Origin of the sequence: Streptomyces sp. NPDC093252 (genome assembly GCF_040683675.1) — a bacterium.
Taxonomy (GTDB): domain Bacteria; phylum Actinomycetota; class Actinomycetes; order Streptomycetales; family Streptomycetaceae; genus Streptomyces.
The window spans coordinates 85,837-108,307 of sequence record NZ_JBFBEM010000004.1 but is presented as its reverse complement, the minus strand read 5'-3'; the positions used below and the strand labels follow the sequence as shown (position 1 = coordinate 108,307).

17 protein-coding genes, 1 tRNA gene and 1 pseudogene are annotated in these 22,471 nt (G+C 71.3%); 6 read left to right on the top strand and 13 right to left on the bottom strand.

What is annotated here, in order from left to right; translation table 11 throughout:
* From AB0O01_RS09365 to AB0O01_RS09355, 3 genes are read right to left on the bottom strand one after another with little or no spacing between them, the layout of a single operon-like run.
* The gene (locus AB0O01_RS09365; protein ID WP_365311889.1) at positions 1-969 is read right to left on the bottom strand and encodes an ATP-binding cassette domain-containing protein; all 969 of its coding nucleotides are present in this window, start codon (positions 967-969) and stop codon (positions 1-3) included.
* Between the two features lie 8 nt (positions 970-977).
* Entirely contained in the window at positions 978-2,054 is a 1,077-nt protein-coding gene (locus AB0O01_RS09360) for an ABC transporter permease (protein ID WP_365311888.1), read from the bottom strand.
* On the bottom strand, positions 2,054-3,070 hold the full coding sequence (locus AB0O01_RS09355; RefSeq protein ID WP_365311887.1) for a sugar ABC transporter substrate-binding protein: 1,017 nt from the start codon (positions 3,068-3,070) through the stop codon (positions 2,054-2,056). The genes AB0O01_RS09360 and AB0O01_RS09355 overlap by 1 nt, the downstream gene beginning before the upstream one ends.
* A gap of 272 nt (positions 3,071-3,342) precedes the next feature.
* On the opposite strand from AB0O01_RS09355, the gene AB0O01_RS09350 reads away from it, so the two are divergent.
* Entirely contained in the window at positions 3,343-4,134 is a 792-nt protein-coding gene (locus tag AB0O01_RS09350; protein ID WP_365311886.1) for a GntR family transcriptional regulator, read from the top strand.
* Between the two features lie 67 nt (positions 4,135-4,201).
* Here the strand turns inward: AB0O01_RS09350 and AB0O01_RS09345 are convergent, their stop codons facing one another.
* From AB0O01_RS09345 to AB0O01_RS09315, 7 genes are all read right to left on the bottom strand, one after another.
* The gene (locus AB0O01_RS09345; protein ID WP_365312421.1) at positions 4,202-5,188 is read right to left on the bottom strand and encodes an aldo/keto reductase; all 987 of its coding nucleotides are present in this window, start codon (positions 5,186-5,188) and stop codon (positions 4,202-4,204) included.
* A gap of 89 nt (positions 5,189-5,277) precedes the next feature.
* Positions 5,278-5,949 carry an NUDIX domain-containing protein gene (locus tag AB0O01_RS09340; protein ID WP_365311885.1) on the bottom strand — a complete coding sequence of 224 codons (672 nt, stop codon included), beginning with the start codon at positions 5,947-5,949 and terminating at the stop codon, positions 5,278-5,280.
* 141 nt (positions 5,950-6,090) lie between these two features.
* The gene (locus AB0O01_RS09335; RefSeq protein ID WP_365311884.1) at positions 6,091-6,924 is read right to left on the bottom strand and encodes a carbohydrate ABC transporter permease; all 834 of its coding nucleotides are present in this window, start codon (positions 6,922-6,924) and stop codon (positions 6,091-6,093) included.
* Complete coding sequence (locus AB0O01_RS09330) at positions 6,914-7,810, bottom strand: sugar ABC transporter permease (protein ID WP_365312419.1); 897 nt, start codon at positions 7,808-7,810, stop codon at positions 6,914-6,916. Before AB0O01_RS09330 ends, AB0O01_RS09335 begins: the two co-directional genes overlap by 11 nt.
* A gap of 218 nt (positions 7,811-8,028) precedes the next feature.
* Positions 8,029-9,294, bottom strand: a complete 1,266-nt coding sequence (locus AB0O01_RS09325) for a sugar ABC transporter substrate-binding protein (RefSeq protein ID WP_365311883.1) — start codon at positions 9,292-9,294, stop codon at positions 8,029-8,031.
* A 179-nt stretch (positions 9,295-9,473) separates the two neighbouring features.
* A complete protein-coding gene (locus tag AB0O01_RS09320) occupies positions 9,474-11,099 on the bottom strand; it encodes an FAD-dependent oxidoreductase (protein ID WP_365311882.1) in 1,626 nt (541 codons plus the stop codon).
* A gap of 68 nt (positions 11,100-11,167) precedes the next feature.
* Positions 11,168-12,217, bottom strand: coding sequence for a LacI family DNA-binding transcriptional regulator (locus AB0O01_RS09315; protein ID WP_365311881.1), 1,050 nt, complete (start codon positions 12,215-12,217; stop codon positions 11,168-11,170).
* 252 nt (positions 12,218-12,469) lie between these two features.
* Between AB0O01_RS09315 and AB0O01_RS09310 the strand changes: the two genes are divergently transcribed.
* On the top strand, positions 12,470-14,851 hold the full coding sequence (locus tag AB0O01_RS09310) for a hypothetical protein (RefSeq protein WP_365311880.1): 2,382 nt from the start codon (positions 12,470-12,472) through the stop codon (positions 14,849-14,851).
* A 250-nt stretch (positions 14,852-15,101) separates the two neighbouring features.
* Here AB0O01_RS09310 and AB0O01_RS09305 read toward each other — a convergent pair.
* A tRNA-Pro gene (locus AB0O01_RS09305) sits at positions 15,102-15,175 on the bottom strand.
* A 95-nt stretch (positions 15,176-15,270) separates the two neighbouring features.
* On the opposite strand from AB0O01_RS09305, the gene AB0O01_RS09300 reads away from it, so the two are divergent.
* The 3 genes from AB0O01_RS09300 to AB0O01_RS09290 all read left to right on the top strand — a co-directional run bounded on the left by AB0O01_RS09300 (position 15,271) and on the right by AB0O01_RS09290 (position 19,221).
* Positions 15,271-15,789 carry a DUF309 domain-containing protein gene (locus AB0O01_RS09300; RefSeq protein ID WP_365311879.1) on the top strand — a complete coding sequence of 173 codons (519 nt, stop codon included), beginning with the start codon at positions 15,271-15,273 and terminating at the stop codon, positions 15,787-15,789.
* A gap of 345 nt (positions 15,790-16,134) precedes the next feature.
* Positions 16,135-16,938 carry a precorrin-6A synthase (deacetylating) gene (gene cobF, locus AB0O01_RS09295; RefSeq protein ID WP_365311878.1) on the top strand — a complete coding sequence of 268 codons (804 nt, stop codon included), beginning with the start codon at positions 16,135-16,137 and terminating at the stop codon, positions 16,936-16,938.
* Positions 16,939-17,112: 174 nt separating this feature from the next.
* The gene (locus AB0O01_RS09290) at positions 17,113-19,221 is read left to right on the top strand and encodes an MDR family MFS transporter (protein WP_365311877.1); all 2,109 of its coding nucleotides are present in this window, start codon (positions 17,113-17,115) and stop codon (positions 19,219-19,221) included.
* Here AB0O01_RS09290 and AB0O01_RS09285 read toward each other — a convergent pair.
* On the bottom strand, positions 19,214-20,059 hold the full coding sequence (locus tag AB0O01_RS09285) for a sulfite exporter TauE/SafE family protein (protein WP_365311876.1): 846 nt from the start codon (positions 20,057-20,059) through the stop codon (positions 19,214-19,216). The genes AB0O01_RS09290 and AB0O01_RS09285 overlap by 8 nt on opposite strands.
* A gap of 257 nt (positions 20,060-20,316) precedes the next feature.
* Here AB0O01_RS09285 and AB0O01_RS09280 point away from each other — a divergent pair, with 257 nt between their 5' ends.
* Positions 20,317-21,129: an SAM-dependent methyltransferase gene (locus AB0O01_RS09280; RefSeq protein WP_365311875.1), complete on the top strand. Its 813-nt coding sequence runs from the start codon at positions 20,317-20,319 to the stop codon at positions 21,127-21,129.
* 76 nt (positions 21,130-21,205) lie between these two features.
* Here the strand turns inward: AB0O01_RS09280 and AB0O01_RS09275 are convergent.
* A pseudogene (locus AB0O01_RS09275) lies at positions 21,206-22,446 on the bottom strand (amidohydrolase).
* Positions 22,447-22,471: the final 25 nt, after the last annotated feature.

Below are 22,471 nucleotides of genomic sequence, written 5' to 3'. Positions count from 1 at the left end.
TCAGGACTTCCCTTCGGAGGAGGGGGCGGAGGAGGGGCCGGTACTGGGGGCATCGGGGCCGGTGGCGGAGCCGGTACCGGAGATACCGGGGTCGGTGCCGGGCTCGGCGTCCGGGAGTTCGTCCACGTCGACGCCCCGCACCTGGGACAGCTCGTGCTTGAGCGCCGCGAGTTCCGCGCCGCCCGCCATGTGGTTGGTGAGCTGCTCCAGGCTGACCTCGCTGCGGTCGGCGGAGAGTTCGAGGGTGCCGAGCCGCAGCACGCTGAAGTGGTCGCCGACCATATAGGCGTGGTGCGGGTTGTGGGTGATGAAGATGACGCCGAGGCCGCGGTCGCGGGCGGCGGCGATGTACTTGAGCACCACCCCGGACTGCTTGACGCCGAGGGCGGCGGTCGGCTCGTCCAGGATGAGGACGCGGGCGCCGAAGTGGACGGCGCGGGCGATGGCGACGCACTGGCGCTGGCCGCCGGAGAGGGTGCCGATGGGCTGGTCGAGGTCGTCGAGGACGATGCCCATGTTGCGCAGTTCCTCGTCGGCGGTGGCCTTCATCCGGGCGATGTCGAGGCGCCGCACGGGCCAGGGGCCGCGGGTCAGCTCGGAGCCGAGGAAGAAGTTGCGCCAGACCGGCATCAGGGGCACTGTCGCCAGATCCTGGTAGACGGTGGCGATCCCGCGGTCCAGGGCCTCGCGGGGGCTGGAGAAGCGGACGGGCTCACCGTCGACGAGGAAGTCGCCCTCGGTGTGCTGGTGCAGCCCGGAGACGATCTTGATGAGGGTGGATTTCCCGGCCCCGTTGTCGCCGAGGACGCAGGTCACCCGGGAGGCGTGGACGGCGAGGTCGACGCCGTGCAGGGCGCGGATGTTGCCGTAGGACTTGCCCGCGGCGCGCAGTTCCACCAGGGGGCGGTCCGGGGCGGGCGGGGAGTCGGGGAGGACGGCCCCGTGGGTGCCGGCGGCGTTGCTGGTCATTTCTTCCGTCACCTCCGGGTCGCCGTACGGCTGACCCACAGATTGATGAGCACGGCCCCGAGCAGCATCACACCGAGGAACGCCTTGAACCAGTCGGGGTTCCACCCGGCGTAGACGATGCCCTGGTTCACCATGCCGAACATGAAGGCGCCGAAGACCGGGCCGATGGCCGAGCCGTGGCCGCCGGTGAGGAGGCAGCCGCCGATGACGGCCGCGGCGATGTAGATCAGCTCCTGGCCGACGCCCTCGCCGGACTGCACGGTGTTGAAGGAGAACAGGTTGTGCATGCCGATGAACCAGGCGCCGACGCCGACCAGCATGAACAGGCTGATCTTGGTGAAGGTGACCGGGACGCCGACGGCCCGCGCGGACTCCTTGTTGCCGCCGACGGCGAACACCCAGTTGCCGTACTTGGTGCGCAGCAGGACCCAGGTCGCGAGGGCGGCGAAGACCAGCCACCACACCACGGTGATCTTCACCTGGACGCCGCCGATGTCGAAGGAGGAGGCGAACAGGGCCCTGGCCTGCTCGAAGCCGTCCATGTTCGAGATGTCGTCGGTGGCAACGTTGCCGGTGACCCATTTGGTGACGGCGAGGTTCACGCCCTGGAGGATCAGGAAGGTGCCCAGGGTGATCAGGAAGCTGGGCAGTCCGGTTTTCACCAGCATCCAGCCGTTGAAGGCGCCGACGCCGACGGAGACGACGAGGGCGGCGATCACCCCCATCCAGACGTTCAGCGTGAGCTGGTAGCTGAGCATGCTGGCGGTGAGCGCGGAGGTGATGACGGCGACCCCGGCGGACAGGTCGAACTCGCCGCCGATCATCAGCAGGGCGACCGGCAGCGCCATGATGCCGATGGTGGACGCCTGGTAGAGGATCGTGGCCATCGAGCCGCCCTGGCGGACCGAGGGCGCGGCGATCAGGAAGAAGACCAGGACGGCGACGGCGCCGAGGAACACGCCGATCTCGGGCCGGGCGAGCAGCCGCAGGGCGAGCGGGCGCTGCCGGGTGCGGCCGTCGGCGGGGCGGGGGCCGCCGGCCGGCGGTGTGCTCACCGCCGGTGCGGCCGGGGAGGACGTACTCATCACCGGGTGCCCTTCTCGGCGAACGCGGCGACGGCCTCGACGTTGGTCTTGTCGACGAAGGCCGGGCCGGTGAGGACGGGCTGCTCGCCGCCGCCGCTGTAGTTGCCGTTGTTCTTGTGGAGCCACAGTCCGTCGACGGCGAGGTAGCCCTGGAGGTAGGGCTGCTGGTCGACGGCGAACGCGATGTCCCCGGCGGAGATCGCGCCGGTGAGCTGCTTGTTGAGGTCGAAGGTGGCGACCTTGGCCGAGCTGCCCGCCTCGTCCACCGACTGCGCGGCGGTCAGCGCGAAGGGCGCGCCGAGGGTGACGACATGGTCGATGGCGGTGTTCTCGGTGAGCTTGGCGGTGATGGTGGACTTCACGGACGGCATGTCGGTGCCGTTGACGTTGAGGATCTCGGTGGTGCCGGAGAAGGTCTTCTTCACGCCGTCGCAGCGCTGAGTGAGACCGATGTTGCCCTGCTCCTGGATGACACAGACGACGTTCTTGGCGCCGTCGGCGTTGAGCCGCTTGCCGAGGGCCTCGCCCGCGACGGTCTCGTCCTGGCCGAAGAACGACATCAGACCGAGGTCCTTCCAGTCGCTGAGCCCGGAGTTGAGGCCGACCACGGGTATCCCGGCCTCGCGCGCCTTGTCGAGGACGCCCTTGAGGGCGTCGGGCTTGGCGAGGGTGACGGCGATCCCGTCGACCTTCTGGTCGATGGCGTTCTGCACCAGGTTGGCCTGGTTTCCGGCGTTGGGGTCGGCGGAGTAGACGAGCTTGACGTTGTCCTTGTCGGCGGCGGCCTGGGCGCCCTTGCGGACGATGTCCCAGAAGGTGTCGCCGGGTGCCTGGTGGGTGACCAGCGCGACGGTCATCCGGGGGGTGGTGGCCTTGCCCGCGGCGGCTCCCTCCCCCGGCGTCTCCTCGGCCTTCTTGCCGCCGGAGCCGCTGGAGCAGCCCGCGAGGGCGAGGGCCGCCGCCGCGGCCACGGCGAGGGCGGGGATCATTCTGCGGGAGCGAGCGGAGCGGTCCATCGTTGCTGCACCTCACTGTGCGGCCGGGGAAAGGAAAGGTGTCCACCGGGTCGACGGGACCGCCGGCCGGGCCGGCAGGGTTACCGGCCGGTCGGCAGGGTCGCGGAGGACCCGGTGCCCGGGATCAAATCCCCTCAGGCGCCCGCTGTCAATACTTTGTTAGGACATCATTGCAGAACAAGGTCCGAATGTAAGTACAAAGCCTTGACAAGGCTCCCCTTCCGGCCTTTAGCTCTCAGGACGTCGAGTACCCCGCCGAGGAGGTGCCCCCCGTGGCGACGACCGGAGCCCCGTCCGTCCCGTCCGTCCCGTCTGTCTCCGCCCTCGCTTCGCTGGACTTCACGCTGGACCGGGCCAGTCCGGTACCCCTGTACCACCAGCTCGCCCAGCAGTTGGAGGCCGCGATCGAACGCGGGGAGCTGCCCCCGGGCAATCTCCTCGGCAACGAGGTCGACCTCTCCGGCCGCCTCGGCCTGTCCCGGCCCACGGTCCGCCAGGCCATCCAGTCCCTGGTCGACAAGGGCCTGCTGGTCCGCCGCCGCGGCGTCGGCACCCAGGTCGTCCACCGCAAGGTCAAACGCCCCCTGGAACTGAGCAGCCTCTACGACGACCTGGAGGCGGCCGGCCAGCAGCCCACCACCCGGGTGCTGCGCAACGAGCCGGTCCCCGCCCCCGCCGAGGCGGCCACCGCCCTCGGCCTCCCCGAGGGCACCCCGGTCACCCTCCTGGAACGGCTCCGCCTCACCCACGACCTCCCGGTCGCCTTCCTCGTCAACTACCTCCCGACGGACGTCCTCACCCCCGACACCGTCCGCCTGGAGGCCACCGGCCTCTACCGCGCGCTGCGCACCGCAGGCATCACCCTGCACAGCGCCCACCAGACCGTCGGCGCCCGCTCCGCCACCCCCGAGGAGGGCCCCCTGCTCGACGAGCCCCCGGGCGCCGCCCTCCTCACCATGCGCCGCACCGCCTACGACGTCACCGGCCGCCCGGTGGAGTACGGCACCCACATCTACCGGGCGTCCCGCTACGCCTTCGACTTCCAGTTGCTCGTCAGGGGCTGACCGGCCACCCGCGGGCGGCTCGGTGCGCCCCGTCCGGCCGGGGCTGACCGGCACACCCGTCGGCACCTCAGTGCACCCCATCCAGCCGAGCCCGCTGCTCCTCGGTCAGCTCCAGGTCGACCGCCGCGAGGTTCTCCTCCACCTGCGCCACCGAGGAGGCCCCGGCGAGCGGCAGGACGGGCAGGTCCGAGGCGAGCTGCCAGGCCAGCACCACCTGGTTGAGGGTGGCGCCGGTCTCCCGGGCCACCTCCCGCAGCACGGCGAGCCGCACCGGGTTGCCCGGGTGCGCGTAGTCCGCGGGCAGCGGCTTGTCGGGCCGGGTGTACGCACCGGCCAGCAGCGGTGAGTAGGCGACGAGGGTGAGGTCCGGCTCGGCCCGCAGATACGAGGCCAGTTCGGCGCCCGCGTGCCCGAGACTGCCCTCCGGGAACATCGCGCTGGGCACGTCGTAGCGGGGGCGGAGCAGGCTGTGCTGGTACTGGAGCACCTCGTAGCCGGGCAGTCCGGCGGCGGCGGCCAGCGCGCGGGCGCGCTCCACCCGCCAGATGGCGTGGTTGCTGACGCCGAGCAGTCCGACGGTCCCCTCGGCGACCAGCGCCGCGAACCCCTCGACGGTCTCCTCCAGCGGGACGGTCCGGTCCTCGATGTGCGCGTAGAGCAGGTCGAGCCGCTCCACGCCGAGCCGCTCCCGGCTGCGCTCGGCGGCCTCGCGGATCACCTCGGCGGAGAGGCCCTCGGGGTTGTCGATGTATCCGGTGCCGGGGGCGAGGGGGCGGGCGCCCAGTTTGGTGGCGATGACGATCTCGTCGCCGACGCCCCGGCTGCGCCGCCAGCGGCCGAGCAGTTCCTCGCTCTGCCCGCCCTGGCCGCCGTCCTCCCAGTAGGCGTAGTTGTCGGAGGTGTCGATGAAGGTGCCGCCGGCCTCGGCGAAGCGGTCCAGCACGGCGAACGAGGTGGCCTCGTCGGTACGGGAGCCGAACAGCATCGCGCCCAGCGCGAGCACGCTCACCTCACGGCGGTGGGCGGGGTCGGTGCCGATCGTGCGGTACTTCATGGGCATTTTTGCGCTTCCTCCCCTTCGAGCCGGGTTGTCCGGGCTCGAAAGGGAGTCTGGGCGTTGAAGTGCTCTTCAAGTCAAGGCGGTCAGGGGCGTTCCGCCGCGAACGGGCCCTCCAGTGCCGCCCACTGGAGCAACATGATCGTCTTGGCGTCGGCGATCTCCCCCGAGCGGATCATCGCCAGGGCCTGCCGGAAGGGCAGTTCGAGGATCTCGATGTCCTCGCCCTCCTCGTCCAGTCCGCCGCCCTCGTGGGTGCGGGTCGAGGCCGCGTACTCGGCGGCGTAGAAACTGACCCGTTCGGTCACCGAACCCGGGCTCATATAGACGTCGAAGACATGGCGGACCGCGCCGATGGTGTGCCCGGTCTCCTCCATCACCTCGCGCCGCACGGCCCGTTCGGGGTGCTCGTCATCGTCGTCGAGGAGTCCGCCGGGGGTCTCGATCAGCATGCCGTCGGGGTGTCCGTTGACATACACCGGGAACCGGAACTGCCGGGTGAGCAGGACCGTCCCCCGCTCAGTGGAGTACAGCAGCATGGTGGCGCCGTTGCCCCGGTCGTGGGTCTCGCGCTGCTGGGTGCTCCAGGTGCCGTCGGCACGCCGGAGGTCGAAGGTGGTGGCCCGCTCCACGTACCAGTGGCTGGACAGCAGCCGGACGTCCCGGACCCTGACCCGGGGGTTGCGGTCGAGGTCCAGGCCGGTGCGGTGCAGACCGGTCCGGCCGCGGCGGTCGGGGGTGTCGGCACCGGCGGTCATCGGGCACCTGCCGGAGGGGTGTGGGTGTGAGTGTGCGTATGGGTGCGGCTGTGCATGCGGGTGTGGGCGAGATCCATGTCCGCTTTCTAACATCCCGGCCCGTCCCGGCCGGGCCCCTCCCCCGGGGAGCGCGGCGCGGGGTCACTTCAGCCCGGAGTGGGACAGCCCCTCCACGAAGTGGCGCTGGGCCACGACGAAGACGATCAGCATCGGCAGTACGGTCATGGTGGCCGCGGCGAGCTGGGTGTTCCACATCTGGCCGCCATAGGCGTCGGTGAAGCGGGTCAGGGCCTGGGGCAGGGTGAACAGGTCGGGTGAGGTGAGGTAGACGGTGGGTTCCAGATACAGGTTCCAGGAGGCGAGGAAGGTCAGGATCGCCACCGCCGACAGCGCCGGGCGGGCCAGCGGCAGACAGATCCGCCACCAGATCGCCGGGCGGCCGAGGCCGTCGAGCCGGGCCGCCTCCTCCAGTTCGACGGGGAGGGTGATGAAGAACTGCCGCATGATGAACGTGGCCAGCACACAGGGCGCGGCCAGCGCGGTCACCAGGATCAGCGGCCAGTGGGTGTTGACCAGTCCCGCCGACTTGAAGAGCTGGAACAGCGGCACGATGGTCACTTCGCTCGGCACCAGCATGCCGGTGAGCACGACGAGGAAGAGGGCGTTGGCCCCGGGGAACCGGATCCGGGCGAAGGCGTACCCGGCCAGACTGGACACCGTCAAGGTGATCAGGGTGACCAGGACGGCGATGTAGACACTGTTGAGGTACTGCCGGGCGAAGGGCTGGAAGCTGAACGCCTCGGTGTAGGCGGACAGGGTGGGTGAGTCGGTCCACAGCGAGGGCGGGGCCTGGAAGATCTCCGCGAGGGGCTTGACCGACGCGGCGACCATCCAGACGGTCGGTACGACGAAGGGGAGCGCCAGCACCGCGAGGGCGAGCACCAGCAGGACCGAACGGACTCGGTCAGTCCTCATAGAACACCCACTTACGGCGGAGCTGCCATTGCAGCAGGGTGAGCAGCATGACGAAGGACAGCAGCATCAGGGCGAGCGTCGAGCCGTAGCCGATGTCGTTGAACTCGAACGCCTGCTGGAACACGTAGTAGACGAGGACCGTGGTGGACAGTTCCGGTCCGCCGCCGGTCAGTACGGCGATCTGGGCGAAGGACTGGAGCGCTCCGACGATCGTGACGATGACGGTCAGCAGGATCGTCGGGGAGATCAGCGGCAGGGTGATCCGGGTGAACACCGCGCGGCTGCCCGCACCGTCGATCCGGGCCGCCTCGTACAGCTCGCGCGGGACGCCCTGGAGGGCGGCGAGGAAGAGGACCACATTGACCCCGACGCTCCGCACCACCTGGGTGAGGATCACGGACACCATCGCGGTGTCGCCGCGCTGGAGCCAGTTGGGGCCGTCGATGCCGACGGTGGCGAGCAGGCCGTTGATGCCGCCGTTGTCCTGGAGGAGGAAGCCCCAGACCAGGGTCCAGGCGACCACGGAGACGACCACCGGGGAGAAGAACAGTGTCCGGAAGAAGGTGACCCCGCGGAACCGGCGGTTGAGGAGGACGGCGATGAGCAGTCCGAGGGTGATGTTGAGGATCACCACCCCGCCGGAGAAGAGCAGGGTGGCCAGCAGCACCTCGGGGAGCTGGGGGTCGTCTGCGAGGGCGGCGTAGTGCCGGGCGCCGACGAAGGTCTGCTCGCCGGTGAAGACGTTGCGCTGGTTGAGGCTGTACCAGATCGCCATCCCGACCGGCAGCAGCACGAACACCGCCACCCCGGCGAGCTGCGGCAGGATGAAGAGATAGCCGGTCAGAGTGTCCCGGCGGCGGGTGGTCCAGAAGCGTGGGCCGGCCATCCGGGCGGCGGCGCCCCGGGCGCCAGCGCCCCGGGCGGCAGCGCCTCGGGCGGCGAACCGGGCGGCGCCGCGAGCGGCGGGTGCCGCCGCCCGGCCGGCGGTCCGCCCGGTGGCGGTCTCCGCGCCATCGGCGTCCACGGCATCGGCACCCGCGGCGGCGGCCTCCGCGGCTGCGGTCTGCGCGGCTGCGGTCTGCGCGGCAGTGGCTTTTGCGTTGCTCACTTGGCCAGAATCGGTTCGATCGCGGCGCAGACCGAGCGCAGTACGGCCGGGATGTCGGCGTCGGGCTGCCACATCGCGTCCAGCGCGGTCTTGCCCTTCTGGGCTATCTCGGCCGGGTTGGCGTGGTTGGGCAGGGTGACGGCCTGCGGCAACTGGTCGACGACGGCGTCCTGGAGCTGGGTGGCGTTCAGGACCTGGTTGTTGGCGGCGAGCTTCTCCCCCGTCAGCAGCGACTTGCGGGGCGGCGGGAAGTACTGGGCGAGCTTCTCGGCGTTCGCCGGGTTGGTCAGGAAGGCGAGGAAGTCGGCCGCCTGCTCCGGGTTCCGGCTGGAGGCCAGGACACCCACCCCGGCCTGGCCGAGCACGGCGTAGTCCCCGGCGGGGCCCTCGGGGAGGGGGTGGAGGGCGAAGTCGAACGAGCCGGTGAGCAGGGAGGCGCGGGACACCTGGGCGACGGTGAAGGCGGCGTCCCCGGCGAAGAAGTCGGCGGTGGTGCCGGGGCCGGGCATGGCCTGGGTCTTGAACGCCGCGTCGTGCAGGAAGGTGAAGGCGTCCTCCATCTCCGGGCTGTCGAAGGTGCAGGTCTTGCCGTCCTCGCTCCAGGCCGACGCGCCCCAGCCGGTCCACACCGTGGCCAGCGTGTTCCACGCCTTGTAGTCGAAGTCGCGGACGACGAACCCGGCCTTGCCGGTCTTGTCGTTCACGGCCGCTCCGGCGGTGGCGACCTGGTCCCAGGTCAGGGTCGCCGGATCGATCTCCTGCCCGGCCTCGGCGAGCAGGTCGGTGTTCACGTACAGGGCGTACGGCGAGTTGGAGAAGGGGTAGGCGTAGAGAGTGCCGTCGCGGCTGAACTCGGCGGTCACGCTGCCGAGCAGGTCGTCGTACTTCCAGCCCGGGGTGGCCTTGAGCTTGTCGGTGAGGCCGAGGAGGGCGTCGGAGGCGATGAGATCGCTGGACAGATCGCCCATCCAGGCGAGGTCGGGGGCGTTGCCGCCAGCGATCTGGGTGGTGAGGGTGGTGTTGTACTCGGCGAACGGCAGCGACTCGAAGGTGATCTTCGCGATGTCCGGGTGGTCGGCGCGGTAGTCGGCGGCGATGTCGTTCAGCAGCTTGAGCTGGGCCTCGTCGGAGGTCCAGACCGTCATCCGGAGCTGGACCGCCGAGTCCTGGGTGTCGGCCGCGGACCCGGAACAGGCGGTCGCGCCGAGCGTGAGCGCCGTGGTCACGGCGATGGCCGTCAGCGCCTTTCTGGTGGTGTTCATGTGCGGGGTCCCTCTCGTGGTGCGGGTGCGGTGGTGCGGGGGGTGCGGGGTGCTTCGGTACTGGGGATGGGGGGTGCCTTGGGGTGAGGGGGGTTTGGGGTGGAGGGGTCTTGGGGTGGAGGGGTCTTGATGTGGGGGGTGTTCCGAAGTGGGGGTGTTCTCCAGTGTCGGAGGGGGGCTCAGTAGCCGACGATCTCGGGCCAGTGCAGTTCGACGCCCGCCTCGGTCAGGCGGCGCTGGAACTGGTCGACGAGGGCGGGGTCGGTGGCGACCTGCTGCGGACTCAGCCCCCGGTCGAGGCAGAACGCGGCGAGTTCGCCGGCCGACTCGCCGATGTTCCACTCGACGGGGTGGAGCCGGTAGGCGCCGTTGGTGATGTGGGTGGTGCCGATGTTCTTCGCGGCGGGGAGGAGGTTCTGCGTCCGGACCGGGACCAGCGCGCCGAGTGGGATCTCGAAGGGCGCCGACTCGATGTCGATGTAGTTGTCGCCGCCGGTCGAGGGGTGCAGATCGATCCGGTACATGCCCACCCCGACCGACCCCTCGAAGCGGGCCGGTCCGCCATGGCCCCGGGCCTTGATCGAGATGTCCTGCTCGCGGACGGTGGTCAGCGCCCGGATCCGCCGGGACTCCCGGATGTACGGGGCCTGCGCGAACCCGTCGTCGGTGCCCACCAGGTCGCCGCGCAGCCGCAGTCCGGGCCAGCCGTGCCCTCCGTCGGGCCGGGGCGCCTCGGTCTGGAGCCAGTGCACATACGCCCGGGACTGCGCCTTCGCCGCCGCCAGATGACGCTCCCGGTCGTCGGTGTCGATGACCGAGCCGCCGACGTAGTCCAGTTGGGGCCAGTTGGCGAGCACGATGTCGCTGTCGTACAGGCCCTCGGTGAAGGTCTGCCGGGCGGCGATCCGGCGGAACTGCCACAGATCCCGGTCCCCGGCGTCGAACCGGGGGTCGCCGGAGCCGTCCTGCTCCGGGTTGACGATCAGGGTGCGCTCCTCGGGGGCGAGGGTGCGCGGGTCGGGCGCGGTGAAGGACAGCATCGGGGCGCCCCAGAAGGGCAGTTCGAGCGAGCGCCAGTGGTCGTAGTCGTCCGGGCGGGGGATGGTGTGGTCCCCGGGCGCGTGGTCGAAGACGAAGCACCAGGCGATCGACTGCACATTGGCCGGGTCGGCGGTCTCGGGGGCACTGGGCTCCCCGGTGTCGGACCGCGCCTCGGCGCCGACGACGTACTCGGTGCCGGTGAGCGGGAGGAGATCGCCGGTCTCGGTGCCGTCGAGCACGTACTCGGCGGTGACGACGGTCTCCGCCCCGGTGTGCGGGTCGGCCACCGTGACGGAGCGGACCACCCCGTCCACGACCTCGGCGGCGACCGGGACGGCGGGCTGGAGGACCGTCAGCCGCCCGCTCGACCGGTACGGGGCGAGGAGGGCCTCGATCACGGCGAGGGCGACCCTCGGTTCGTGGCAGAGCCGGCTCACCCGGCCGCGGCCGGGGTTGAGTTCGCGGTCGGCGCGGGCCGCCGCCGAGAGCGGATAGTGGTCGCGGTAGTAGCGGCGGATGTCCTCACGCAGGGCGCGGTAGCGGGCGGTGACACCGAACCGCTCGACCCATATGTGCTCGTCCGGCGGGACCGCCTGGGACGTCAACTGCCCGCCCAGCCAGGGGAATTCCTCGGTCAGCACCACCCGGCGACCGCGCTGGAGCAGCGCCAGCGCGGCGGCCACCGAGCCGAGGCCGCCGCCGATGACGGCCACCTCCGCGCCGACGGTCCTCGTCCCCCGGGTCCGGCCCCCTGCCCCACTCACGAACGGCTCCCCTCCCTCGCTCACGAACGGTTCCCCTCCCTCTCTCACGAACGGTCCCGCTCCCCCACTCACGAACGTCCCTCCGCCCGCGCCACGACCGTCTCGCCCGTCTCGACCTCGGCGACCAGCAGCCGCTGGGTCTCCAGGTCCGCCCACTCCTCGGGGTCGGTGAGGATGAGCTGCCGCAGCAGTTCCAGCGCCTCGGCGGCGACCTGTTTGCGCGGCACCCGGAACCCGGTCAGGGCCCGGCCGTCGGCCCGGTGGCCGCGTACCTCACCGAGGGCGGCGACCGAGACCTCGCCCGGTACGTCCACCCCGGCGCCGACCAGGGCGAGGATGACGTCCTCGGTGAGAAAGGCGTCCTCGGCGAGAATCAGGGTGGCGCCGGTGGCCTGCGCCAGCCGGGGCAGTTCGGCGACCCGTTCCTCGCCGACCAGCAGGAACGCCATCCGGCCCGCCGCCGAGGCGGCCTCGACCGCGCCACGCCGGTCGCGGGCGGTGGCGGTGTCCCGGCCGCGGTGCACATACAGGGCCTGGCGGTGTCCGCCGGCCGCGGCCAGGTCGATCACGGCGTCGGTGGGGCTGACGTAGTCGATCCCGACGTACGGCACCGGCGCCGCCGTCTCGTCCCGGCGGCCGACCGCGACGAACGGGAACTGCTCGGCGACCATCCGCTCCAGCTCGGAGCCGATCATCTGCTGGCCGAGCAGGATGCAGCCGTCGGTCAGCCGCAGCCGGGTCTTGCGGTGGAACAGGCTGCGGGTGCCGTTCTCGACCGGTGAGGAGGTGAAGAACAGCAGGTCCCAGCCGATGGTCTCGGCCGCGCGCTCGATGCCGTTCAGCAGCGGGCCGTAGAAGTCCATGCTCTCCGGGGAGAGGGCTTCCTCGTAGGTGAAGACGCCGATGATCTGGTTGTCCAGGCCGGCCAGCCGGCGGGCCGCCGGGTCGGCGACATAGGTGGCCTGGTCGAGCGCCTGCTTGACCCGGGCCCTGGTCTCCTCCGAGATCCGGGCGTTCGAGTCGTCACGGTCGTTCAGCACCACCGACACGGTGGTCTGGCTGACGCCCGCGATCTCGGCGATCTCGCGCTGGGTCACCCGGCGCGGCTTGCTTGGCATCGATCCTCCGCTGCTCCGCGTAGCGCAGTCACGGTCATGGCCGCTGACGGCCATGCCACTGTTCGCTGTCGCTGCCGCTATCGCTCTCGCTGATAATGCGTATCTTCACCGAACACCGGTGACCTTAAGGCGCCGGAAACAAGAACGCAATCCCCCCTTGACCGATGGGTCATCCAGTTGAGATCGTCCGTCACGCCGCGATGAAGATAGGCATTATCACGACGACCGTCGCGGCCGGACAGGAGCCGCACGATGTCAACTCCCCATGCCCAGGCCCCCGACCCCGCCCCGCACTCCGGCCCTCTCCTGAGCCGTCGGGGGCTGCTCGGCGCCGCGCTCGCGGCCGGTGTCGTCCTGATCGCCGAGCCGACCGCCGTCACGGCGCACGCCGCGGCCGGTGATGTCACCCTGACCGCGGGCGGCATCAGTCTGCTGGCGAGCGTCGGCGGGCGGCTGGCCATCCGTGACGCGAACGGCGTCACCCGCTCCGCCGGGTCGAAGTTCCAGATCAAGGACCGGCTCACCGGCATCCATCTCTCCACCGGCGGCACCCCCGCCCTGGCCACCCTGGCCGACGGCACCCCGGCGATCCGGATGGACTACACCTTCGACCCGGCCGCCGGAGCGGCCACCACCGTCACCGGCTGGTTCAGCGTGGCCACCCGGCACGCCCAACTGGAGTGGCGGATCACCGGCGCGGACACCTTGGTCCCGGACGGTTTCCTGTTCAGCCGCGCGATCCAGTCCCCCACCGCGCCCGACGACTACATCCCGGTCACCGAGTGGGTCCGCGACACGGGCGGCGGCATCCCCTACGAGGACACCGTCGGTGTCGCCCACACCTCCACCTGGACGGCCCTGCACGGGATGTTCCTCCTGAACAGGTCCCGTCAGGCATGGACGAACTCGACCTGGATCCACTCCCCCGGGGAGACCGACCCGGCGGGCGGCTGGACCAGCCGGGCCGACTTCTTCTTCTCCACGACCCGCCCCTCGGCCACCGCCACCATCGGCCGCGGCACCCAGCTCGGCCTGGAACTCACCACCGACCGCGACTTCAACCTCTACACCACCCCCGGCGAGCCGATGCAGCTCACCGCCCTGGTGGCCAACGGCGGCACCGCCTCCCGCACGGCCGAACTGGAGCTGTCGGTCCGCGACTTCGACGGCACCCACCTGGCCGCCACGACCGTCACCGGCACCATCGCCGCGGCCAGCACCTGGCAGCACACCTTCACCGTGCCCGCCCCGGCCGCGGGCATCGCCCTCGCCGAGGTCGTCGTACGCTCCACGGGCGACGAAGCCTTCGCGCGCACCAACCTCGCGACCCTCCCCGCCCCCACCCACCAGCCGGTCGCCGACAGCATGTTCGGCATCGCCAACTACCCCTGGCTGCAACGCCCGAGCGCCACCGCCGTCCTGGACCTGTGGGAGCGCGTCGGCATCTCCCTGGTCCGGATCGCCTACGACGGCGGCCCCGGACTGCCCCCCGCCGCCTTCGACGCGCGAGGCATCCGCCACAACATCGAACTCCAGCCCTCCCTCGAAGCGACCGACACCGAGGCGGCGGCCTGGGCGGCCGACAAACTGACCGTGGCGCAGACCTCAGGAGCCGCCTACTTCGAGGTCGGCAACGAACTCAACCGCCCGTTCAACACCGGAGTGGCCGCCCAGGCGTACCTGGACAAGGCCCTGCGTCCGGTCTTCGACCGCAGAGCCGCGACCGGCGCCACGATCAAACTGATGAACAACGGCCTGGCCGGCATGGACAAGCCCTGGGTGGAGAACTTCATCGCGGCGGGCGGCTGGAACCTGATCGACGCGTTCGCCTACCACCCCGGCCGCGGCAACTTCACCCCCGACTACATCCCGCCGGGCGGCGACTGGAGCACCGGCCCGGAGGGCTCGTACTGGAACTTCTACGGCGGGCTGAAGCAGCTCAAGGCGCTGATGGCGGTGCACGGCGAGAAGGAGATCTGGCTGACCGAGGCGTACGCGCCGACCAAGCCGAACAGTTGGTGGCACGACACCTACCGGCACGCGGCGGAGAACGTCCTGCTCACCCTGGCCCTGGCGAAGGCGGAGGGGGTCACCTGTGTCTGCTGGTACCAGTTCCACGACAGTGTGCTGGGCATGCCGCAGGTCGCCGACCCGGAGAACGTCGAGTACCACTACGGCCTGATGAACCGCGACCTCAGCCCCAAGCCGTCCCTCCTGGCCTACGCAACGGCCGCCCGGGTCCTCGACCGCGCCACCTTCACCGGCCGCCTGACCTTCACCGACCCACACACCTTCGGCCTGTGGTTCACCACCCCCGACGGCCCGGCCCTCGTCCTGTGGAACCGGGCCGACGGCTACCTCCTCAACACCACGGGCCAGCGCACCGGCTCACACTTCCCCGCCCCCGAGACCTGGACCGACCCCTGGCCGACGAAAACCCTCCTCACCGTCCCCTCCACCACCCCGATCCGCGAACTCGACGCCATCGGCCGCACCCGGAACCTGACCCCGGTCCAGGGCGAGGTGACCCTGACCCTGGACGGCGCACCGCGCGTGTACTTCGGACTGACACCCCAGAACGGGACCCTGCCGGGGACGGGGACGCTGGCGGGGGGTCGGTTCGAGGTGGGGTAGGGGTTCGGTTTCCAGGAGGCGGAGTCGGAGGGTCGTCCGGCTCTCGGGCAGGGCGGGGGGGGCAAGGACGGGGGGATGCAGGGCGCGGGAGTGTCCGGGTGGGCACCCGGTGGGCACTCCCGCGCCCGTTCTCCTCGCGGATGAGGCGTGGCAGGGGTGGCCGTGGGCGGCCTCGACCCGGGATGCGAGAACAAGCAAGGGCCGGATTCGGATGGCTCCGAATCCGGCCCTGAACCGCGACTTCGCAAAGTCGGGACGACAGGATTTGAACCTGCGACCCCTTGACCCCCAGTCAAGTGCGCTACCAAGCTGCGCCACGTCCCGATGCGGTTCCCGCCGCGTGGTGCGGGTTCGCGCGGTGAGTACTTTACCCCACGTCCGGCGCGCGCCCGCCGGGGGCGATCATCGACAATCGCCGTATGGACCAGCGCAACGACACCGACGGCCGCGACCGGGACGACGACGGGCGGGCCCGCAACGCCCGGCCCCGGGACGGGCTGGGGCGTCCGCTGCCGTACGGGGCGGCCGGTGTGGAGCGGCAGCCCGAGGGGGTCGTCCGGACGCCGGAGGAGACGGTCGCGCAGGCGCAGGCGCTGCTGGACGCGGGGAAACCGTTCCACGCGCACGAGGTGTTCGAGGACGCCTGGAAGTCACGGCCCGACGGGGAGCGCACGCTGTGGCGTGGCCTCGCCCAGCTCGCCGTCGGTCTCACCCATGCCGCTCGGGGCAACCCCACCGGCGGTGCCCGGCTGCTGCGGCGCGGCGCGGACGCGGTGGAGGAGTGGGCGGCGGTGACGGGACGTCCGCTGCCGTACGGGATGGATCTCGGCGCGCTGGTCCGCTGGGGCCGGGAACTGGCGGCGGAGGTGGCGCGGGAGGCGGCCACGGTGGACCCGGTGGCGCGAGCGCCTCGGCTCGGGGGGTGGGGGGCGGGGTAGGTGGCGGGGTGGTGCCTGCCCGGGGTGGGGAGGCGCTCACCGGTGCGGGGACGCGGGTCCCTCGCGGGTGGAAGCCGGTCCCCGGAGTAGGGAGGCACCTCCCCGGCGTGGGGACGTGGATCCCCGGCGGGGGGGGGAGCCGGTCCGGCGCGCGTGGACGGGTCCCGGGGTGGGGAGGCGGGTCCCCGGCGAGTGGAAGCCGGTCCCCGGCGTGGGGGAAGTGGGTCCCCGGCATGGAGGGCGGCCGGTCCCCGGCGTGGGGACGCGGGTCCGCTGCCATGCCGCTGTCCGGGTCGTCGGTCGCCGACGGTCGCGTTGTCAGTGGTGTGGGGCAGACTCGGTGGTGTGCGAAGGATTCATGTCATCGGTATCGGCGCGGGCGACCCCGAGCAGCTCACCCTCCAGGCGGTGCGGGTGCTGCGGGGCACGGATGTGTTCTTCCTGCTCGACAAGGGCGAGGTGACGTCGGACCTCATCCGGCTGCGGCGGGACATCCTGGACACGCATCTGCCCGAGGGCGCCTACCGGCTGGTGGCGGTCCGGGACCCGGAGCGGGACCGCGCGGCGGACGGGGCCGCCTACTCCCCGGCCGTCGAGGACTGGCGCGGCGCGCGGGCGGCGATCTATGAGCGGCTGATCGCCGAGGAGCTGGGTGAGGACGAGCGGGGCGCGTTCCTGGTCTGGGGCGACCCGGCGCTGTACGACAGCACGCTGGGGATCCTGGAGGAGGTGCAGCGGCGCGGCACCGTGCCCTTCGGGTACGACGTGATACCCGGCATCAGCAGCGTCTCCGCCCTGGCCGCCCGGCATCGCACGGGGTTGAGCAGAGTGGCGCGCCCGGTGCAGATCACCACGGGGCGGCGGCTCGCCGAGGGCTTCCCGGAGGGGGTGGACGACGTGGTGGTGATGCTCGACGCCCACCAGGTCTTCCGGCGCTACGCGGACCAGGACATCGACATCTACTGGGGCGCCTACATCGGGACGCCGGACGAGATCCTCGTGTCGGGGCCGATCGCCGAGGCCGCGCCCCGGATCGAGCGGCTGCGGGCCGAGGCGCGTGAGCGCAAGGGGTGGATCATGGACACCTATCTGCTGCGGCGCGGGGAGGGACGGGGTGGGGAGCAGGGGGAGGAGTCGGCAGAGGAGTAGGCAGAGGACTGGTCAGGGGAGCGGGCCGGAGGGGTAGGGGCGCGGTGGCGGGAGCCGAGTTCCGCCTGTCGGGGAGCGCCCCCCGCTTCCGACTCGTCCCCATCCCGCCCCCATCCCCACCCCCACGGTCCACCTCGACATGCGAGCCCCCCTTCGCGGTGTGATCGTGGCCCCGTGACAGTCGCCGAGGAGACCGCCCCGACCGAGGCCCCGCCACCCGTGCTCGACCGACGGCGGCGCAATGTCGTCTTCGTCACCATCATGCTCGGTGTGCTGCTGGCGGCGCTGGACCAGACGATCGTGGGGACGGCCCTGCCGACGATCGTCTCGGATCTCGGCGGCGGGGAGCATATGTCGTGGGTGGTCACCGCGTATCTGCTCGCGGAGACCGTGGCGACGGTGCTGGTGGGGAAGTTCGGCGATCTGTTCGGCCGGAAGGTGGTCTTCCAGGTCTCGGCGGTCGTCTTCATCACCGGTTCGTTCCTGTGCGGTCTGGCGTCCAACATGACGCTGCTGATCGTGTGGCGCGGGATGCAGGGGGTCGGCGCGGGCGGGCTGATGGTGACGGCCATGGCGCTGATCGCCGATGTGATCCCGCTGCGGGAGCGCGGCAAGTACCAGGGCGCGATCGGCGCGGTGTTCGGGGTGGCGACGGTCATCGGCCCGCTGCTCGGCGGGCTGTTCACCGACCATCTGACCTGGCGCTGGGCGTTCTACATCAATGTGCCGATCGCTATCGCGGTCGTCATCGCCGCCGCGCGGACGATCCCGGTGGTGAAGTCGGCCTCGCGGCCGGTCATCGACTATCTGGGGATCGCGCTGGTCGCGGTCGGCGCGAGCGCGCTGATCCTGGCGACGAGCTGGGGCGGCAACGAGTACGCCTGGAGCTCGGGGGTGATCATCGGGCTCTTCGCGGGCGGGGTGGTGGCGCTCGGGCTGTTCTGCTGGGTGGAGACCCGGGCGGCGGAACCGATGCTGCCGATGCGGCTGTTCGGCAACCCGGTGTTCACGGTGTGCTCGGTGCTCAGCTTCATCGTCGGCTTCGCCATGCTCGGCGCACTGACCTATCTGCCGACCTATCTCCAGTACGTCGACGGCGACTCGGCCACCATCTCCGGGGTGCGGACGCTGCCGATGGTGATCGGGCTGCTGATCGCGTCGGTGTTCAGCGGCACCGTGGTGAGCCGCACCGGCCGGTACCGGGTCTTCCCGGTCGTCGGCACGGTGGTGATGGCGCTGGGGCTGTATCTGATGTCCCTGATGGGGCCCGACTCGGGTGTCTGGGTGGAGTCGCTCTCCATGTTCGTGCTGGGCACCGGCATCGGACTCAGCATGCAGGTCCTCACCATCGTCGTCCAGAACACCGTCGACTACGCCGACCTGGGCACCGCCACCTCCGGTGTCACCTTCTTCCGCACCCTGGGCAGTTCCTTCGGCACCGCCGTGTTCGGCACCCTCTACGCCAACTCGCTCACCCCGCATCTGCGCGACGGCATCGCGGCGGCCACGGCGACGGCCACCGCCACCGGCGCCGCCGACCCGGCGGCCGTCGCCCGCGCGGCCACCAGCCCCGAGGGCCTGCACCAACTGCCGCCCGACACGGCGGCGCCGATCGTCCAGGCGTACACCGAGACCCTCCAGAGCGTGTTCCTCTGGGCGGTGCCGGTCGCGGCCCTGGGCTTCGTCATCGCCCTGTTCCTCAGACAGGTGCCGCTGCGGGACAGTGCCCGGCTCTCCTCGACCGACATGGGCGACGCCTTCGCCCAGCCGCACGACGCCGACTCGCAGCGGGTGCTGGAGGCGTCCGTCGGCCGGATCATCGGCTCGACCGATCTGGACACCGCGCGGCGACTGGTCCGTGAGTCCGACACGCGGCTCGATCCGGCGGGCGCGTGGGCGGTGATGCAGGTCGAGATGTTCACCCGCCTGGTCGGGCACGCCAGCCTGGGTCTGATCGCGGCCCGCCGCCATATGCCGCCCGAGGTGCTGCTGCCGGTCTTCGAGCGGATGGTGGACGAGGGGTATCTCACCCGGCACGGTTCGCTCTTCCAGCACACCGAGGCCGGTGCCCGGGAGGCCCGGGTGATCACCGACGCCTGGGCCCACTGGCTGGAGCGGCGCGTCCAGGACGACGTCGGCCACCCCACCGGCAGCGACCTCCGGGCCGCCGTCGACGCCATCGCCAAACGCCTGCTGGTGGAGGACCTCAGCCAGGTGCTGCCGGCCGGCGCCGCGGCCCGGCCGGCGGCCACACGATCCGGACCCGCGCCCCAGGTCATGTGAGCAGCAACTGCACCCCGCCGATCACCGTCGCCGCGATCACGAGTTGTTCGAACAATCGCTGGTTGATCCTGTTCACAGCCCATTTCCCGATCAAGGCGCCCGGCACCACGAACACCACCAGCGCCGCGTCCAGCAGCAGCGACCGCGCGTCGATCAGCCCCAGCCCCACACTGAACGGCACCTTCGACACATTCACGATCAGGAAAAAGAACGCCGAGGTCCCCAGGAACCCCAGCTTCCGGAAGCCCGCCGAGAGCAGATACATCGCCATCACCGGTCCGCCGGCATTGGCCACCATCGTCGTGAAGCCGCCGAGCACCCCGTAGGAGCGGGCCTTCGCCCGTCCCCGCCGGGTCCGAATCCCGCCCGGGTCGCCCTCCCGCCCACTCTCCCGCTCGGCCGCCCGCTCGCCCTCCCCCTCCCCCTCGCCGCCTCGCTCGCCCTCCCGCTCGGCCGCCTCCCGGCGCCGCCGCCACACCGTGACCGCCGCCATCAGCAGCAGGATCGCCCCGATGGACGTCCGTACCTGCGCGTCGTCCGCCCAGAGCAGATACACCGTGCCGAGCACCACCCCCGCCGCCACCGCCGGGAACAGCCGCCACAGCGTCGGCCAGTGGGCGTGCCGCCGATAGGTGAGCACGGCCAGCACATCACCGGCGATGAGCACCGGCAGCAGGATGCCGGTCGAGGCACGGGCCGGCAGCACCGCGGCGAAGATGGCGAGGCTGACGGTGTTGGCGCCGCTCACCGCGGTCTTGGAGAAGCCGACCAGGAGCGCGGCGGCGGCCAGCGCCGCGAACTCCCAGCCGGATATGTTCCAGAGTGTCATCGTGTCCATGCGGACACCGATGCTAGGGCCACGTAACTCCCCGGGGTAAGGAGTGTCCGCCGCACGTGACCCTGATCACCCTCCTCATCCCCCTCCCATCGCCTTGGCCCGAAGACGCTCCACGCGTGGCCGAAGACCGACTCCGACAGACCCCCATGGTCATGTCACACTGCGCCGGGACCCACCACAAGCACGGCGAACACCCCAAGCACTTCGAGATTTCCATGCCTCAAGACGCCGAGACTTCGAGAACGAGGAGAGCCCCCTTGACCGGGACCGAGCCGACCGGCCCGCTGATCGACACGACCAGGCCGCACCCCGCCCGGGTGTACGACTGGTTCCTCGGCGGCAAGGACAACTACCCGGTCGACGAGGACCTCGGCCACCGGATCATGTCCATCGACACCGGCGCCCCGCGCGCCGCCCGCAGCAACCGCTGGTTCATGCAGCGGGCGACCCGGCTGCTGGTGCGAGACCAGGGAATCAGCCAGTTCCTGGACATCGGCTCCGGCATACCCACCGAGCCCAACCTCCATCAGCTCGCCCAGGCCGTCGCACCCGAGGCCCGGATCGTGTACGTCGACAACGACCCGATCGTCCTCGCCCACGCCGGCGCCCTGCTGCGCGGCACCCCGCAGGGCGCGACGCACTACGTCCAGGCCGACGCCCGGGACCCGCAGCGGATCGTCGAACAGGCGGCCGGCGTCCTGGACTTCGACCGTCCGGTCGCCCTGTCCCTGATCGCGCTGCTGCACTTCATCGCCGACGAGGACGGCGCCCACGACCTGGTGGGCACCCTGGTCGATGCGCTCGCGCCGGGCAGCTTCCTGGTGCTGTCCGCGCTGACCGCCGACTTCGAGCCGGAGAACGTACAGCGCGGCATCGAGGCGTACACGGCGGGCGGGGTGACCCTGGTCGCCCGCTCGCAGAGCGAGTTCGGCACCTTCTTCAAGGGGCTGGAACTGGTGACGCCGGGAGTCGTGCCGCTGCCCGCCTGGCACCCCGAGCTGGCCGAGGACGAGTCGGACATCGGCGACGGCCCGGTGTCGCTGTACGGGGCGGTGGGGCGCAAGCCCTGATCCCTGCCCCACAGCGACGCACCCCCGCCCCGCCTCACCCGAACCGGCTCACCCGAACCCGCTCACCCGAACCGGCTCACCCGAACCGGCTCAACGCCGCCCCCACCAGCGTCAGCACCCCCGGCACCAGCGCCGCCGGGTCGGGCGCGAACCGGGGGCTGTGATTGCTGGGAACGTTGGCGAACTTCTCCATGATCCCCTCGCCGGGCGCCGCCTCCCAGACATCGGGCGCGGTCGTGGTCACGTACCAGTAGTCGTACGGCACCCCTTCCGGTGCGAGCAGGGAGAAGTCCTCGCTGCCCATCAGCGGGCCGAAGTCGAAGACCGTGCCCGGCCCGAAGAGCGCGCCGTGCACCGCGGCGATCCGGGTGTCGAGGGCGGCGTCGTTGACCATGACCGGGTAGCCGGGCCGGACGGTGATCCCGGGCGGCTCCGGGCACCCGGCCGCCGCGCACTCGCCCCGGACGATCCGCTCGACGGCGTCCAGGACACGGGCCCGGACGGCGGGGTCCTGGGTCCGCAGATTCAGGGCGAGCCGGGCCTCGTCGGGAATGATGTTGTGCTTGGTCCCGGCGTGGAACTGCCCCACGGTCAGCACCACCGAGTCCCGCGCGGCGACCTCCCGGGCGACGACGGTCTGGAGCCGCGTCACGATGTACGCGGCCGTCACCACCGGGTCGACGGTCGACTCGGGGCGTGAGCCGTGCCCGCCGAGGCCGTGCACGACGATGTCGATGTCATCGGCGGCGGACATGGTCAGTCCGGGGGTGTGCGGGTAGAAGCCGACGACGCCGGGCGAGGCGTGCTGGCCGAACAGCACATCGGGCGCGGAAACCGCTCGTGCAGCCCGTCGGCGACCATCGCGCGCGCTCCGCCGCCGTTCTCCTCGGCGGGCTGCCCGACGACCAGCAGGGTGCCGGACCAGGTGTCGCGGGCGGCGGCCAGACAGTCGGCGGCGAAGGCCAGCCAGGTGACGTGCAGATCGTGGCCGCAGGCGTGCATCACACCGTCGACGGTGGAGGCGTACGGCAGGCCGGTGGCCTCGGTGACCGGCAGCGCGTCCATGTCGGCACGCAGCAGGACAACCGGGCCGTCGCCGTTCTCCAGGACCCCGACCACGCCCGTGGCGCCGACGCCCTCGGTGACGGTGAGTCCGGCGGCCCGCAGCCGGGCGCCGAGCTTCGCGGCGGTGCGGTGTTCCCGGAAGGAGAGTTCGGGGTGGCGGTGCAGATCGCGGTAGAAGTCCGCCAGTGCCGCGGGCCCGAGCCCGGAGGTGATGTCCCGCGTCCGTCGGGCGACGGCGTCCGGCTCACTCACTTCTCTTCGACCTCCCCCCCATCCC

What these genes read in the sequence shown, in the direction of transcription:
- AB0O01_RS09365 (WP_365311889.1), bottom strand. Translation starts at nt 969, where the DNA reads ATGACCAGCAACGCCGCCGGCACCCACGGGGCCGTCCTCCCCGACTCC.
- AB0O01_RS09360 (WP_365311888.1), bottom strand. Translation starts at nt 2,054, where the DNA reads ATGAGTACGTCCTCCCCGGCCGCACCGGCGGTGAGCACACCGCCGGCC.
- AB0O01_RS09355 (WP_365311887.1), bottom strand. Translation starts at nt 3,070, where the DNA reads ATGGACCGCTCCGCTCGCTCCCGCAGAATGATCCCCGCCCTCGCCGTG.
- AB0O01_RS09345 (WP_365312421.1), bottom strand. Translation starts at nt 5,188, where the DNA reads ATGAAGTACCGCACGATCGGCACCGACCCCGCCCACCGCCGTGAGGTG.
- AB0O01_RS09340 (WP_365311885.1), bottom strand. Translation starts at nt 5,949, where the DNA reads ATGACCGCCGGTGCCGACACCCCCGACCGCCGCGGCCGGACCGGTCTG.
- AB0O01_RS09335 (WP_365311884.1), bottom strand. Translation starts at nt 6,924, where the DNA reads ATGAGGACTGACCGAGTCCGTTCGGTCCTGCTGGTGCTCGCCCTCGCG.
- AB0O01_RS09330 (WP_365312419.1), bottom strand. Translation starts at nt 7,810, where the DNA reads ATGGCCGGCCCACGCTTCTGGACCACCCGCCGCCGGGACACTCTGACC.
- AB0O01_RS09325 (WP_365311883.1), bottom strand. Translation starts at nt 9,294, where the DNA reads ATGAACACCACCAGAAAGGCGCTGACGGCCATCGCCGTGACCACGGCG.
- AB0O01_RS09315 (WP_365311881.1), bottom strand. Translation starts at nt 12,217, where the DNA reads ATGCCAAGCAAGCCGCGCCGGGTGACCCAGCGCGAGATCGCCGAGATC.
- AB0O01_RS09310 (WP_365311880.1), top strand. Translation starts at nt 12,470, where the DNA reads ATGTCAACTCCCCATGCCCAGGCCCCCGACCCCGCCCCGCACTCCGGC.
- AB0O01_RS09300 (WP_365311879.1), top strand. Translation starts at nt 15,271, where the DNA reads ATGGACCAGCGCAACGACACCGACGGCCGCGACCGGGACGACGACGGG.
- AB0O01_RS09285 (WP_365311876.1), bottom strand. Translation starts at nt 20,059, where the DNA reads ATGGACACGATGACACTCTGGAACATATCCGGCTGGGAGTTCGCGGCG.